General features: G+C 44.0%; 17 protein-coding genes. 14 read left to right on the top strand and 3 right to left on the bottom strand.

The window, feature by feature from the left end; translation table 11 throughout:
* Positions 1 to 84: 84 nt before the first annotated feature.
* Both PGH26_RS12095 and PGH26_RS12090 read left to right on the top strand, forming a co-directional pair.
* The gene (locus PGH26_RS12095; protein WP_323691311.1) at positions 85 to 519 is read left to right on the top strand and encodes a hypothetical protein; all 435 of its coding nucleotides are present in this window, start codon (positions 85 to 87) and stop codon (positions 517 to 519) included.
* A 95-nt stretch (positions 520 to 614) separates the two neighbouring features.
* Positions 615 to 1,073: a DIP1984 family protein gene (locus PGH26_RS12090; protein WP_323691310.1), complete on the top strand. Its 459-nt coding sequence runs from the start codon at positions 615 to 617 to the stop codon at positions 1,071 to 1,073.
* A 256-nt stretch (positions 1,074 to 1,329) separates the two neighbouring features.
* Here PGH26_RS12090 and PGH26_RS12085 read toward each other — a convergent pair whose 3' ends face one another.
* Positions 1,330 to 1,956, bottom strand: a complete 627-nt coding sequence (locus PGH26_RS12085; protein WP_323691309.1) for a YIP1 family protein — start codon at positions 1,954 to 1,956, stop codon at positions 1,330 to 1,332.
* Between the two features lie 160 nt (positions 1,957 to 2,116).
* On the opposite strand from PGH26_RS12085, the gene PGH26_RS12080 reads away from it, so the two are divergent.
* From PGH26_RS12080 to PGH26_RS12070, 3 genes are all read left to right on the top strand, one after another.
* The gene (locus PGH26_RS12080; protein WP_323691308.1) at positions 2,117 to 2,572 is read left to right on the top strand and encodes a DUF1801 domain-containing protein; all 456 of its coding nucleotides are present in this window, start codon (positions 2,117 to 2,119) and stop codon (positions 2,570 to 2,572) included.
* A 143-nt stretch (positions 2,573 to 2,715) separates the two neighbouring features.
* On the top strand, positions 2,716 to 3,234 hold the full coding sequence (locus PGH26_RS12075; RefSeq protein WP_323691307.1) for a sigma-70 family RNA polymerase sigma factor: 519 nt from the start codon (positions 2,716 to 2,718) through the stop codon (positions 3,232 to 3,234).
* A complete protein-coding gene (locus PGH26_RS12070) occupies positions 3,227 to 4,540 on the top strand; it encodes a DUF4179 domain-containing protein (RefSeq protein WP_323691306.1) in 1,314 nt (437 codons plus the stop codon). The genes PGH26_RS12075 and PGH26_RS12070 overlap by 8 nt, the downstream gene beginning before the upstream one ends.
* A gap of 45 nt (positions 4,541 to 4,585) precedes the next feature.
* Here the strand turns inward: PGH26_RS12070 and PGH26_RS12065 are convergent, their stop codons facing one another.
* Both PGH26_RS12065 and PGH26_RS12060 read right to left on the bottom strand, forming a co-directional pair.
* On the bottom strand, positions 4,586 to 4,801 hold the full coding sequence (locus tag PGH26_RS12065; RefSeq protein ID WP_323691305.1) for a hypothetical protein: 216 nt from the start codon (positions 4,799 to 4,801) through the stop codon (positions 4,586 to 4,588).
* Positions 4,802 to 4,911: 110 nt separating this feature from the next.
* Positions 4,912 to 5,610, bottom strand: a complete 699-nt coding sequence (locus PGH26_RS12060) for a hypothetical protein (RefSeq protein ID WP_323691304.1) — start codon at positions 5,608 to 5,610, stop codon at positions 4,912 to 4,914.
* A gap of 166 nt (positions 5,611 to 5,776) precedes the next feature.
* Between PGH26_RS12060 and PGH26_RS12055 the strand changes: the two genes are divergently transcribed.
* From PGH26_RS12055 to PGH26_RS12015, 9 genes are all read left to right on the top strand, one after another.
* Positions 5,777 to 6,409: an esterase/lipase family protein gene (locus PGH26_RS12055; protein ID WP_323691303.1), complete on the top strand. Its 633-nt coding sequence runs from the start codon at positions 5,777 to 5,779 to the stop codon at positions 6,407 to 6,409.
* Between the two features lie 40 nt (positions 6,410 to 6,449).
* On the top strand, positions 6,450 to 6,944 hold the full coding sequence (locus PGH26_RS12050) for a GNAT family N-acetyltransferase (RefSeq protein ID WP_323691302.1): 495 nt from the start codon (positions 6,450 to 6,452) through the stop codon (positions 6,942 to 6,944).
* A 36-nt stretch (positions 6,945 to 6,980) separates the two neighbouring features.
* The gene (locus tag PGH26_RS12045; protein WP_323691301.1) at positions 6,981 to 7,502 is read left to right on the top strand and encodes a hypothetical protein; all 522 of its coding nucleotides are present in this window, start codon (positions 6,981 to 6,983) and stop codon (positions 7,500 to 7,502) included.
* Positions 7,503 to 7,518: 16 nt separating this feature from the next.
* Complete coding sequence (locus PGH26_RS12040; protein ID WP_323691300.1) at positions 7,519 to 8,220, top strand: response regulator transcription factor; 702 nt, start codon at positions 7,519 to 7,521, stop codon at positions 8,218 to 8,220.
* Entirely contained in the window at positions 8,220 to 9,242 is a 1,023-nt protein-coding gene (locus PGH26_RS12035) for a sensor histidine kinase (protein ID WP_323691299.1), read from the top strand. Before PGH26_RS12040 ends, PGH26_RS12035 begins: the two co-directional genes overlap by 1 nt.
* 414 nt (positions 9,243 to 9,656) lie before the next feature.
* Positions 9,657 to 10,415, top strand: a complete 759-nt coding sequence (locus PGH26_RS12030; protein ID WP_323693523.1) for an ABC transporter ATP-binding protein — start codon at positions 9,657 to 9,659, stop codon at positions 10,413 to 10,415.
* Entirely contained in the window at positions 10,393 to 12,318 is a 1,926-nt protein-coding gene (locus tag PGH26_RS12025; protein ID WP_323691298.1) for an FtsX-like permease family protein, read from the top strand. The genes PGH26_RS12030 and PGH26_RS12025 overlap by 23 nt, the downstream gene beginning before the upstream one ends.
* 66 nt (positions 12,319 to 12,384) lie before the next feature.
* Positions 12,385 to 12,801: a VOC family protein gene (locus tag PGH26_RS12020; RefSeq protein WP_323691297.1), complete on the top strand. Its 417-nt coding sequence runs from the start codon at positions 12,385 to 12,387 to the stop codon at positions 12,799 to 12,801.
* Positions 12,802 to 12,895: 94 nt separating this feature from the next.
* Positions 12,896 to 13,483, top strand: coding sequence for an ankyrin repeat domain-containing protein (locus tag PGH26_RS12015; protein WP_323691296.1), 588 nt, complete (start codon positions 12,896 to 12,898; stop codon positions 13,481 to 13,483).
* Positions 13,484 to 13,585 lie beyond the last annotated feature (102 nt).

Here is a 13,585-nt window from a genome sequence, read left to right as displayed (position 1 = left end):
TTTTCAAAAGTGGAGGGGCTGCTGTTTACTGCGGCCGGTGAAAAGGGAATAGATGACCAGGAAGAAAAGGATGGAGGAACGCGGATGAAACAGTTCATGCAGCTGATTGGTATCGGACTGGCAAGCGGCGCAGTGTTAGCGGCACTCATGCAGTTGGTCTATACACTAACAGGAAATGAAGCGTATATCCTTCTGTATAATGTCGACTACTTTCCGATTATCCATATCTGGCAGGACAGCACCTGGTTTGGCATCGTCTTTCACTTCGTTTTTTGCATTGCGAGTGTCATCGGTTTGTTCTACATATTGAAATTGTTCGGCTGGCAATACAAAATGTGGCCGTATGTTGCGGTCTATACTGCAGGGAGCGGTATTTTATATTTCTTGACGCTGCTTACCGATCAGCCTCCAGCTGCGGATGACGGGATGGCTTGGTTCTACTGGACATTGAGTCATTTGGTGTTCAGTCTGATTGTGGCAGGAATGATCGTCAGATTTACGAGTCGAAGCAAGTACTAGATCGGATTCCGTTTACGAATAGTGCCAAAAAGAGGAGTAATCAGTTGGATGCAGAATAACAATATTATACAGATTGGCTTTAGGAGGTTTCGAACATGAAGTTAGCAGAAGCTTTAATCGCAAGGGCGGATTATCAGAAACGAATTGAACAGTTAAAAAAACGAATTCTAATGAATTTGAAAGTTCAAGAGGGCGATGCGCCTTATGAGGATCCGAATGAGATGCTATCGGAACTCGCGGAAATCCGTCAAGAGCTTACCTCATTAATTAAAAGAATTAATCGAACCAATTGCGAAATTAAATTTGATGAAGACCGAACACTTGCGGATGCATTAACTGAACGTGATCAGCTTTTTGATCAGCGATCGGTCCTAGCAAAAGTGGTGGAAGAGGCATCCCAGCATGTTGATCGATACAGCCAGTCTGAAATTCGAATCATTAGTACAGTAAGCGTAAAGGCACTCCAAAAACAAGTCGATCAGTTATCGAAAGCCTATCGGGAAATAGATACGAAGATTCAGGGGATGAACTGGAATATTGATCTACTAAACTAACTCAACACAGTCGGTAGCGAGAGGTTGTAAAGGTGAGTGCAAACCCGCCAACAGGGAGAGTTGGATCACGAAAAGCAGCGGGGCCTGCTTTGCGGCTAATGACCGCAGAAAAGTGATGCCCAGTAAAGTGACACCAGTACAATTAGATTGTCAATGTAACTACCATGCACTAATTTACAGCTCTTCGCGAGGGTGGGTTCGGGGACTGCATACATAAAAAAAGCATCTGTTGAACGCGGAACAGATGCTTTTTTCACTATATGGACGCTAGCATAAAGAAGAAGGCAATTAAGATGATCCATCCGACGAAACTTAGTGCAAAAGCGATGCCCATCAGGATTCCAATCGTTCCGAATCCTTTCCAGGCAGAAAAGTTGTGGACAATCCCAATTGCTTTTGACATGATCACAGTTCCATATACGGATAGGCCCATCAATCCTAAAAATAGAATGGGTGACAGTGCGAAAAGGACGACAAACACCGTCGCAGCTGCATCGGACTCTGCGTATCTGAGTATGATTAACGCAACCATCATAGCCCAGGAAAAAGGCAGAATGTAGATCGCTGTTAGTGAACCTAACGGAACAACCGCAAGCATTTTTTTATAAGTTCCTGTACCGCCCAGCCACTTGCCGATCCATGTATAGAGTGCACTATTCAAAAACCAGCCGGCAGTTGTCAGGATAAACAATCCGAAAAACGCGATAGGAAGGATTACTAAAAGTGGAATCTCTTCTATGAAAAGCATCTGCGTGATGGTGAGCGGTGCAATTGCAAGTGAAGCTAAAATGAGAATGAGATAGCTATACGATAGGGTCTTATGATTGAGTACATAGTGGATCGTCTCTGTCGGACGACTCCAAATGGATAAAAACGGATTCAATGGAAAACTCCTCTCTGTTAAACTCTACTCTCTACTGTACTACAGCGGGTTGCAGAAAGATTCACATTTTCGTAATCTTAATTAAATGGCAAGCCTGAAAAACTTAATGAAGTTGTACCAATGCAGCTATAAACAGGTAGAAAAAGAAATGAGGATTTCTATGAGAATTGAAGCGAAAACCATTGAAGAATATGTTGAACAGCTTCCTGAAGAGCGACAGCAAGCAATGGAAAAACTGCGTCTGACGATTAAAGAAAACTTGCCGGTCGGATTTGAAGAAACGCTCTCCTATGGCATGATTGGATATGTTATCCCGCATCGTATTTATCCGGATGGGTATCACTGCAAACCGGAAGAACCGCTGCCATTTCTAAGCATAGGCTCTCAGAAAGATTTCATCGGTCTTTATCATATGGGGATCTACGCATTTCCTGAAGTGCATGATTGGTTCGTTGCAGAATATCCAAAGTACGTGAAGACAAAACTGGATATGGGGAAAAGCTGCATTCGATTAAAAAAGATGGAAAACATCCCATATGAGCTGATTGCTGAGTTATGCAGGAAGATTTCAGTTGAAGCGTATATTGCCCATTATGAGGCGGCATGGAAGAAATAATCATAAAGGCGCTGAACTGTTCGCGGGGTTCAGTGCTTTTTTGTGTGCGATAAAAAGGTTTTGAAAAATTGGTTTTCAATATGAACTATTTCCGTGCAGCAGAGTCTAATGAATAACAAGAGCAGGAGCGAGGTGGTAAAGGCATGGATGAGATGGAAGTCAGTCGTAAAGCAATTAAGGGGGATGAGACAGCGTTTCTTGCACTTATGCGACAGCATAAAGAGGATTTGTTGAGAACAGCCCTCGCATTTTTGAAAAATGAACACGATGCATTAGAAGCGCTTCAAGAAGTGACCGTGCGAGCCTACCATAAAATCCATACTGTGAAAGAGCCTGCGTATGCGAAGACGTGGCTCATCCGGATCATGATGAATTATTGTCAGGATCAGCTGAAACGGCAAAAACGGTTTCATCCAAGAGAAACTGCAATTGACCAGCAGGGAATTGAAGATGCCTCACAACTTGAACTAAAGGAAGCCCTTGCTGCCCTTCCTGAAAAAGAACAACAGCTCATCTACCTTAAATACTTTCAAGATGTAAAAATTAAAGACATTGCCATACTCGAAAATATTCCGGAAGGCACGGTAAAGTCCAGACTGCACAAAACGCTGCGGTCATTGCGAGCTTATTTTGAAGATGAAGGGGGAAAGGAGCATGTATGAGCGGGAAGAAAAGAAACTGCGTGAATTGAAGCACAAGATGGAACAGGGGACTCTCCCATTAGAACAAGCCGACCAAATGATTCTTGCTGGGATTGCAAAAGCAAAGGCTGATCGAAGCAAGCAGAAACGACGCAGAAAGCGAATCACATGGACGGCTGCACTGGCAGCGATCCTGATCCTGACCTTTGTAACTTCAATCCGAGTGTCTACCGCGTTTGCCAACACCGTTGCGTCTATTCCGGGAATGGAGCCTTTCGTCGCCATGATTCAACAAGACAAAGGCCTGCAGGCGATTTTTAAAGAGGACTATTATCAGGAAATCGGAGCCTCCCAAACTGTTGGGGATGTCACGATGACCATTGACGGCGTTATTTTGGATGAAACAGGGATGAATGTCTATTATACGATTGAATCAAGGAAAAAGATGAAAACAGCGAGTGTCCATACAATTGAAATCACCAATTCAAGACCTATGCCTGAAGCAGGGATCTCGTATGGGGGGATGGACGCAAATGATGTATATTCTTATCAGGAAAATATGGAGATCACATTTTCAAAACGGAATGTCTTTAACGATCTGAATTTTACCGTAGACGCGGAAATGAAGATTGATGGAAGAATAGAACCATTTTCAATTCCATTTAAGGTGCCTGAACAAACGAAACCAAGTAAGCCCTATGTATTGAACAAAGTAATGGAACTGGATGGACAGCACTTCACCATCGATGAAATTGTGATTTCTCCCATGCGTGCAAGCGTGCAAATAACATTTGATCCGGACAATACGAAAAAAATAGTGTCATTTGAAGATATGCGGCTGGTAGATGAAAAAGGAGAAGTATGGGGTAGAATTGCTAACGGAGTCACAGCTTTTGGCAATGAAAAAGGAAAGACGACCCACACATTCTTCCTGCAGAGCAACTACTTCTCCACACCTGAAAAACTTTATCTGCAAATCAATAAGGCGCAAGCAATCAAACAAGAACAAGCTTTTATCGAAGTGAATACGGATACAAGAGAGTTGCTGGCATTTCCAGATGGGCCAGAATTGCAGCTGGTGGATGCGAACCGAAATGGGATTGACCTGTTGCTATCGGTACAAGATTTTAATCATGATCCATTTACCACTGCAATAGACGCTCAAGGAAAAGAAATTTCAATTTCTTCATTCAGCCTATATGGGGAAGGAGACGCGACTCACTGGAGTCCGGCATTTGAAACAACTTCCTATACGAATCCAATCCGTCTTGAACTTCATGCATATCCGACATACATCGAAGGAGATGTGAAAGTCGAGGTGAAGTAATCGAAAAAGCCGCAGCTCTCTTGAAGAGCGCTGCGGTTTTTACAATTACTTTTTCTTATTCGATTGCTGATTTTTGTCGTGATTGGTTTTATTATTTTTGTTCTTCACTTTCGCATCAAATTCAGGAGCAAATTCCGTATCTGCGTTGTCCAGCGGATTGTTGCTGTTGCTGGCACTCGCATCTAGGTCTTTGTTTTGATACGTATCAAATGGGTTGTGCGTTCGTTCGTTCATCGTTTTTGGGTTGTTTTTGTTCCCCATGCAGGCTCACCTCCTATAGGTAAGATGCGTGGAAAGAGGGAGAATCATACATTCGCAGAAATTTAGGAGTGGGGAATGGCGGGCCTGTCTAGCTGTGATAGGGGAGTCAGCTATGCCCGCTTCTTCAAATTAAATAAGTCACGGTCGTGTTCCATCATTTTGGCTTCGAAGTAATGCATATCTTCTTTCGTGACAACTTCATCCAATTTTGTAAGTGTCTCTTGACGAAATTCGATTAGCTGTCCTGTTTGTTTGAAAATGGCATCTGATTTACTTTCGATACGATTTAATTGACCTTGCATGCCATCCATCTGACTCTGCATGCCGTCCATTTGTACTTGCATGCCATCCGTCTGACTCTGCATGCCGTCCATTTGTACCTGCATGCCACCCATTTGACCTTGCATGCCGTCCATTTGTACTTGCATGCCATTCGTCTGACTCTGCATGCCGTCCATTTGTACCTGCATGCCACCCATTTGACCTTGCATGTCGTCCATTTGTACCTGCATGCCATTCGTCTGACTCTGCATGCCGTCCATTTGTACTTGCATGCCATTCGTCTGACTCTGCATGCCGTCCATTTGTACTTGCATGCCACCCATTTGACCTGCCATACCGTCCATTTGTACCTGCATGCCATTCATCTGAATCTGCATAATATCCATTTGACCTTGCATCCCATCAAACCGCTTATCAATCGCAATAAACTTCTGATCAATCTTATCAAACCGTTTCTCCATAAGCTTTTGACCTGTTTTCACATCTTTTAGCTCAGAAAGTATTTGCTGCAGCAATACCTCGCTCATTGTTTTCACCTCCTTCATCAGTACCACAATTATAGCATATTTTAAGTGAAAACCGTCTTGGAAAAGTGTATTGAAAAACTTGTGGATTATCCCCGATTCGTCAGATACTGGCATGATACACTATAGGTAATTGAAAAGTGAATCAACGAGGAGGTATGACTATAAAATGGATCATGTGCTGCTGTTACATGGTTTTAATAAGTCATCGAAAGATATGGCGGCGCTGTCCAAGTATCTGGAGACATTCGGATTTCACTGTCACTCGCTCACACTGCCATTAACGAGACAAGAATTCGATCGTGTTACACAACTTGTGGTGAATGAGGTGGAAGAACTGGCAGGTTTAAATGGAAGGAAAGTTCATCTAGTCGGTCACAGCACAGGCGGTTTACTCATTCGGCATTTACTGACAGATCACAGTGCCGCAGAACGCATCGGACGTTGTGTCCAACTTGCGACTCCGAACAAAGGCAGTCAACTAGCTATGTTAGCAGGTACCGTTAAAGGGTACACAAGTTGGTTCAGAACGTTAAAATCTTTACACACAGCTTATATAGAAAAGCTATCATTAATAAATGATACGGCAATTGAAATGGGTGCGATTGCAGGCACGACTAGTAATTTGTGGTTAGGGCGTTTCATCAAAGGAGAAAATGATGGACGTGTGGAAGTTTCTTCTGTGGACATTCCCGAACTAACAGATTTCACTACACTCCCATTTGGACATAAAGACATCCACTATCACTATGAAACAGCGGTTTTGACAGCTCGATTTTTGAACACGGGAAGTTTTCATTAGACTGAGAATGGGGATTATTATGCGATTGGAAAGACCGAGTATGAAATGGAAAGACGAACATGAAGCGTATATGGATGAGTGGGATGAAGAGGGGATGACCCCAAGCAGCTTTCATTTAGACAGCGGGATTTCTTATGAAAACTATTTGGAAGAGCTGCACAAGCGAGAAGCCGGTCATGGAAAATGGCTGCCCTGCACGAACTATTTCTTGGTGGATGACACCGAGCGCGTCGTCGGCATGATTGATATCCGGCATGATTTAAATGAGTATTTGCACCAATTCGGCGGGCATATCGGCTACGGAGTCCGGCCGTCAGAGCGCCGTAAAGGATATGCGACGCGGATGCTGGCAGAAGCGTTGAAGGTTACGGATACGCTGAGGATAAAATCTGTACTCGTCACTTGTAACGAAGAGAATATCGGATCCGCGAAAACGATTCAGCACAATGGCGGCAAGGAAGACGTTAGTATGATTGAAGAAGATGGCACAGTGGTCCGCAGGTTTTGGATTGACCGGGAAAACAAGTCATCATGAATTTGCTATTAATCCGATTAGGAGGAAATTACGACCATGTACGATCCAACGATATTTGATAATCTGAAAGTCGCTCTCGAAAACCAACTATATGACTTAGATAATTTGGATGAACACATCGAAATTAAGAACAGACGCGATGTGATGGACTTCGCAGTGTTATCACGGGAATTTGCACTGCGTTTTGTCCTGCGCAGTCATCCCGAAATTGAAGCTGAAGTCATTTTACGTGCAAGTGTTCACGACCTTGCAGGAGAAATCATGGAAAGTCCAAATGCGAATGCAGCGTGTTCCCTATCGCTTTGCTTTCAGAAACGAATTCAGCATCCTGAAACAGAATGTGCAGGGATTGAACAAGTGATTGCCTCCATCTGGGAACAAGATATTGAACTCACCCAAACAATTCGGTATATATACGGGGAAGAGAACCCAAAACTGATGGTTTCTATTGAAGCGGCTTTTAAACCGAGGCTTACTGAAGAAAATATGGAGGAATTATCGATGTTTTTAGAGCACGTACTTGATACGCTGCATGTGTTGAATCGTATGCAGCACTAACAAAGGAGGCCGTGGCATGGAAGAAAAGATTTTCATTGTAGAAGACGATGCGGCAATTTTCTCTTCATTGAAAGAGCATTTAGAACAATGGTCATTTCAAGTGGCAGGTCCGGAAAACTTTCAAGATATTATGACGCCGTTTACGCAATTCAATCCGCAGCTCGTCATTATGGACATTCAACTGCCTGCATATGATGGATTCCACTGGTGCCGTGAAATCCGGGCAGTATCCAATGTGCCCATCATTTTTCTTTCTTCGAGAGACCATCCGATGGACATCGTCATGGCGATGAATATGGGCGGGGATGATTACATACAAAAGCCATTTCATACCGATGTGTTACTCGCAAAGATTCAAGCTACGTTACGCCGTGCGTATTCATATGCCGAACCGGAGGAACCGATGGACGAGTTGAAGTGGAATGGAACAACCATCGATTTGAAACGCTGTGTCATTCAAGGGGGAACCCAAGAAATCGAGCTTACGAAAAATGAGTTTTTCATTCTGTCCATATTAGTCGAAGCGAATGATGAAATCGTTTCACGCGATGACCTGATCCGGAAATTATGGGACGATGAACGCTTTGTCAATGACAATACACTTACGGTCAACGTGACACGTCTACGACAAAAGCTCAGTGAGCTAGGGCTGGGAGAAGCGATTGTCACGAAAAAAGGGATGGGTTATATGGCAGTTACATTGCAGGAGAATACGTAATGCTGCGCGCCTATATTGCGGATCGGAAAAGTTGGATTGCGTTATTTTTAGGATCCCTGCTTTTAACGGATTTATTGCTGGTGTTAGATAAAGGACTGGCCGTCAATCCTGTTTCAATCGGCTATTTGAATGTGCTGCTGCTTTCGATATTCATCGTGTTTTTCAGTTGGCGTTACCGCAAAGAGACGGCTTATTTGCAGTCGCTTGGTCACCTGTTAAATGAGCTGCCCGATGACTGGCAAGAAGGACTTCCTGAAGCAGTGCTCCGCCAAGAGGAAATCCTGTCTGAACTGCTTCAATCCATCGATTCCTCTTACCGAAAGCGGATGGCACGCATGCAGGAATTTGTGTCTGCCGAACAAAATGATACCGCAGCTTGGGTCCATGAAGTGAAAGCGCCGCTAACTGCAATGAAGTTAATCATTGACGCAAATCGCAAAGTACCAGAGTTCAGGAAGATTGAAGCGGAATGGCTGCGTGTCCATTTGCTGATTGACCAGCAGCTTTACATTTCCCGGCTTCCTTCGTTAGAAGCTGATTACGTAGTGGAAGAAACTGACGTGATCCGGATAGCTGCTGAAGAAGTGCGCCAGCTGATGCCGTGGTGTTTGGAGAAGAATATTGCGTTTGAGATTGCAGAGGGATCTGTGGAAGTGATTACAGACCAAAAATGGTGCCGCTTCATCCTCAGGCAATTAGTAACGAATGCGGTGAAATACAGCCCCGCCGGCGGAACGATAGCCATCCAGACTTCAGTGGATGAAACGGGGCATCTATCTATAACTGTGGCGGATGAAGGACCGGGAATTCCTGCACATGAAATGCCTCGTATATTTGACCGTGGATTCACGGGGAGTGCGGGCCGTATTCAACACGCCGCAACCGGATTGGGTTTGTATTTAGCAAAACAGGCGGCGCAAAAAATCGGGATTCACCTGTATGGACAATCGGACGGGGCAACCGGGACGCAGATGGTTATGACGTTCCCAACGGAGAATGAGTTTGATGCAACTCGTAGGTGACGTGGTTTATGATTACACTCGCGGGTTTATGAGCGGAATTCGGGATTTATGATCACATTCTCTTGGTTATGAGCGGAAATAGGGGTTTATGATCACATTTTCAGTTTTATGAGCGGAATTTTAGATTTATGATCACATTTCCTAGTTTATGAGCGGAATCCGGGATTTATGATCACAATTCCTGGTTAATGAGCTGGATTTAGCTTTATTTGGTTAAGAGTATACTTAGACATCACCAGAATTTGGATAACTATGCATACTTCAAGCAAAATAACTTAGATGCAGCCCGTAAGTGACAAAACTGTAAGGTTGCGCGTACAGTTTGTCATTCAAATCGAACGACTCCACTGATTTTCTGACGTAAAGTAAGTGTATAGAAACAAGGAGGCGTTTTAAGTGTCACAAAAAACTACTATGTTAGAAGCGGTTTCGATTCGGAAATCGTTCGGAACGCGCGGACAAGTGCAGCAGGTTTTAAAAGGATTGGATTTCCGTGTGATGGAAGGCGAATTCGTCGGAATCATGGGTCCTTCAGGTGCCGGAAAGACGACGTTATTGAATGTCTTGGCAACTATCGACCGGACAACGGAAGGATCGATTAAAATAAATGGAACAGATATTTCATCAATGAACGACCGCAAACTATCGCAGTTCAGACGCGATCAGCTCGGGTTCATCTTCCAGGATTATAATCTGCTCGATACATTGACTGTGAAAGAAAATATTTTACTGCCAATTTCAGTTGGGAACGTGAAACGTGTCGTGGCGGAAGATCGCTTCAAATCGATTGCTCGTACTTTAGGGATTACGGAGTTAGCGAGCAAATACCCTGGTGAAATTTCAGGCGGCCAAAAGCAGCGGACTTCTGCTGCACGGGCTTTGATCAACGAACCTTCAATTGTTTTTGCGGATGAGCCGACAGGTGCGCTCGATTCGAAATCAGCCGCATCGCTGCTCGGAACATTGGCACAAGTGAACGACGAGCGGGATGTTACGATTATGATGGTGACACACGATCCCGTCGCATCGAGCTACTGCAACCGTGTTGTATTTCTGAAAGACGGTACGATTTACTCCGAGCTGTATCGCGGGGAACAGACGAGGCAGCAGTTCTTTCAAGAAATCCTGAAAGTGCAAGGGATTCTTGGAGGTGACAGCGTTGACGCTCTTTGATCTCGTTGTCCGCAGTATGCGGAAAAACCTGAAACATTACTATTTATACTTTTTTGCGTTGATTTTAAGTGTTGTGTTGTATTTTGTATTCGCTTCGCTGCAGCATGACGCATCGGTATTGGAGCAGACGGATACTTCTTTTAAAATGGCATCGGGCTTTAAAGCGGCAGGAATTCTCTTACTGTTCATCTCGGGCGTATTCCTGCTGTATGCAAATTCTATTTTCTTGAAACGCAAGAGTCGTGAAGTAGGGCTTTATCAGCTGATCGGTTTGTCGAAATTCACAGTAACCCGGATGTTGGTGACAGAGAACTTGCTGCTTGGAACAGGAGCACTCGCTATTGGAATCGGTCTCGGCTTGCTTGTTTCCAGAGTATTTTTACTGCTGTTGATGAAACTTATAGGGATAGATGGCGTGTTGACGTTATCATTTTCCGGAGCTGCGATACTGCAAACGATCCTCGTGTTTGTCACGCTGCTCGTGCTAACCTCACTGCAAATGGCAGTCGCAGTGAAACGCAGTACATTGCTTGAGCTGTTTAAGGTGGATCAGTCCGGAGAACGTATTAAAAAGCCGAAAACAGTTGTTTACGCTGTATTCGGGATTTTAGGCATTGTTTTAATTGGCTTCGGTTATTGGCTATCTGGACATATGCTTAACAGCATGCTGTTTTTCTATATAATTGTCGTATTAGTTTCTGTCATTCTCGGAACGTATCTGCTGTTCCGTGTGACGATTGGCTGGGCGTTATTCCAAATCAGAACATCCAAAAATGGACACCTCGGTTTGTCGAACAGTTTGTCACTGGCGCCATTGATTCACCGGTTGAAAGCCAATGCGAATTCGTTGACGATTATTACGGTGTTATCTGCAATGACGCTGACCATGATTGCTGCTGCGTACTCAACTTACTATTCATCGGGAAAAGAAAGCCGTTTAATGGAGCCGTTCGATTATATGATCGTCGGTGATCCCTCCGCATCGGATCAGTTTCTGACATTGCTTGATAAGGCGGATATTTCATATCATGCTTCTGATATCGAAGGAATTGAATTAAAGGGTGACTATGAAAAGGAACTGAATCCTATGCTTTATTATAAGGATGTGCTACTTCGAGTCGTAAGCGAAAGTCAATTAAGTAAAGCGGGGTTGACGATTGAAGTGAATGACCTTCAGTCGGGTGTTTTGATGGCCGGTTACACCCATTGGATGCTGAAGTCTGTGGAAACTCCGGTTAATCTTATACTTGAACCCGAAGGTTTGAACAAAAACGTTGCGATTGAACGATTTGCAGAAGGTAATGCCTTCAACGATTATGACTTTGCGTCGATGATCGTCGTAAAAGATGAGCTATTCCAGACGATCCGTTCAGGATATAAAGAATCAGGTGAAATCGCTGAAATCAATACTGTTGCAATCAATTTACAAAGTAAAGAACAGTTTAAAGAAGCAACGGAACTTTACAATGAAATCGAAAGTTCTGGAAAAAGACTCGACTACTATACGCAATACCAAAACACGCTCCAGTCTAGCGGCATGCTCATCTTCATTGCCGGATTCCTAGGTCTCGTGTTCCTCATCTCAACAGGAAGTATTCTCTACTTCAAGCAGATGACGGAAGCAGAACAAGAAAAAGCGAGTTACACGACGTTGCGCCAGTTAGGATTCAGTGTTCAGGAAATTATGAGAGGCGTTATTAAGAAGCAACTATTCGTATTCGGACTGCCACTTCTGATAGGATTAGTGCATTCGATTTTCGCATTGAAATCCGCTTCGTTCATCTTCATGAGTGATGTTACGGTACCGACCGTCATTGCAATGTCTGTATATATTGCAATCTATTTAGTGTTTGCGTTCTTGACCGTCGGCTATTATCGGAAAACGATCAAAGCTGCGTTATAATAAAAATATCGAAAACGTCCGCTATTCAATAGATTAGCGGGCGTTTTTCAAAAGGGGGAACTGCTTGTGAAAGGAGTGCTTCATCATATTGAATTATACGTTTCGAATTTGGAACGCTCTGTGGAATTTTGGGGGTGGCTGCTGGAAGAACTGGGCTACACAGTGTACCAGGATTGGCCGAAGGGGAAGAGTTGGAAACTTGGGGAAACGTATCTCGTTTTTGTTCAAACTGAAGAGCGATTTCTGGATGTTCCGTACCATCGGTGCCGTACCGGATTGAATCATTTAGCATTTCATGCGGAGTCGAAAGAGCACGTGGACTTGATCACCAGTCAACTGAAAAATCGTAACGTGAGAACTCTTTATCCGGATACCCATCCGTTTGCAGGCGGTGAATCTCATTATGCAGTCTATTTTGAAGATCCCGACCGGATGAAGGTAGAAATCGTTGCTCCGAATGAATCTCGAACTGCCGATGCGTAGGCTTATCTTAGCAGGTCTGGCAGCCAGTCTCATCACGGGATGGGTGCCTGACGGAAAAGACGGGAATACCGAGACTAAACAAGGAGGAGATTCAATGACAACTGAACTAGTAGATGCTGCCAATCAGCAGGATACAAAGAAAGTGAAGGAACTGATAGAGCAAAATGCAGAGTTGAATACTCAAGACAGCGAAGGAAGAACCGCACTTATGATTGCTACGTACAATAACGACGCACCCACCGTCAAAGCGCTATTGGATGCAGGGGCGGATGTTGACATACAGGACAACATGCAAAACAATTGTTTCCTCTATGCAGGAGCAGAAGGCTATATCGATATTATGCGCTTTGCGAACGAAGCAGGAGCGGACGCTGCCCTCACAAATCGGTATGGCGGAGTCGCCGTCATTCCAGCGGCTGAGCGCGGTCATGTTGAAATGGTAGATGCCCTGCTGAATGAGACGAAGGTGGATGTGAATCATGTGAATGATCTTGGATGGACTGCCCTTATGGAAGCTATTGTGTTAAGTGATGGGGGCATTCAGCATCAAGAAATTATTAAAATTCTGCTGAAACACGGTGCGGATCCGTCAATCACAGATAAGGATGGCATCACTCCTCTCCAACATGCGAAGGATAAGGGATACTTAGAAATCGTGGATATTTTGGAATCAGCACAGTAACTATCGTGAAATCCCGTTGCTCCTGGATACTTCAGGCGACGGGATTTTATAGTCAATTAATCAATAGAAAATTGAAGTTCACGTTTATTTAGAAAAATGTTA

Source organism: Sporosarcina jeotgali (assembly GCF_033304595.1).
In the GTDB taxonomy this organism is placed as follows: domain Bacteria; phylum Bacillota; class Bacilli; order Bacillales_A; family Planococcaceae; genus Sporosarcina; species Sporosarcina jeotgali.
The sequence above is the reverse complement of the archived record's forward strand: the minus strand, read 5'-3'. Positions and strand labels throughout refer to the sequence as shown.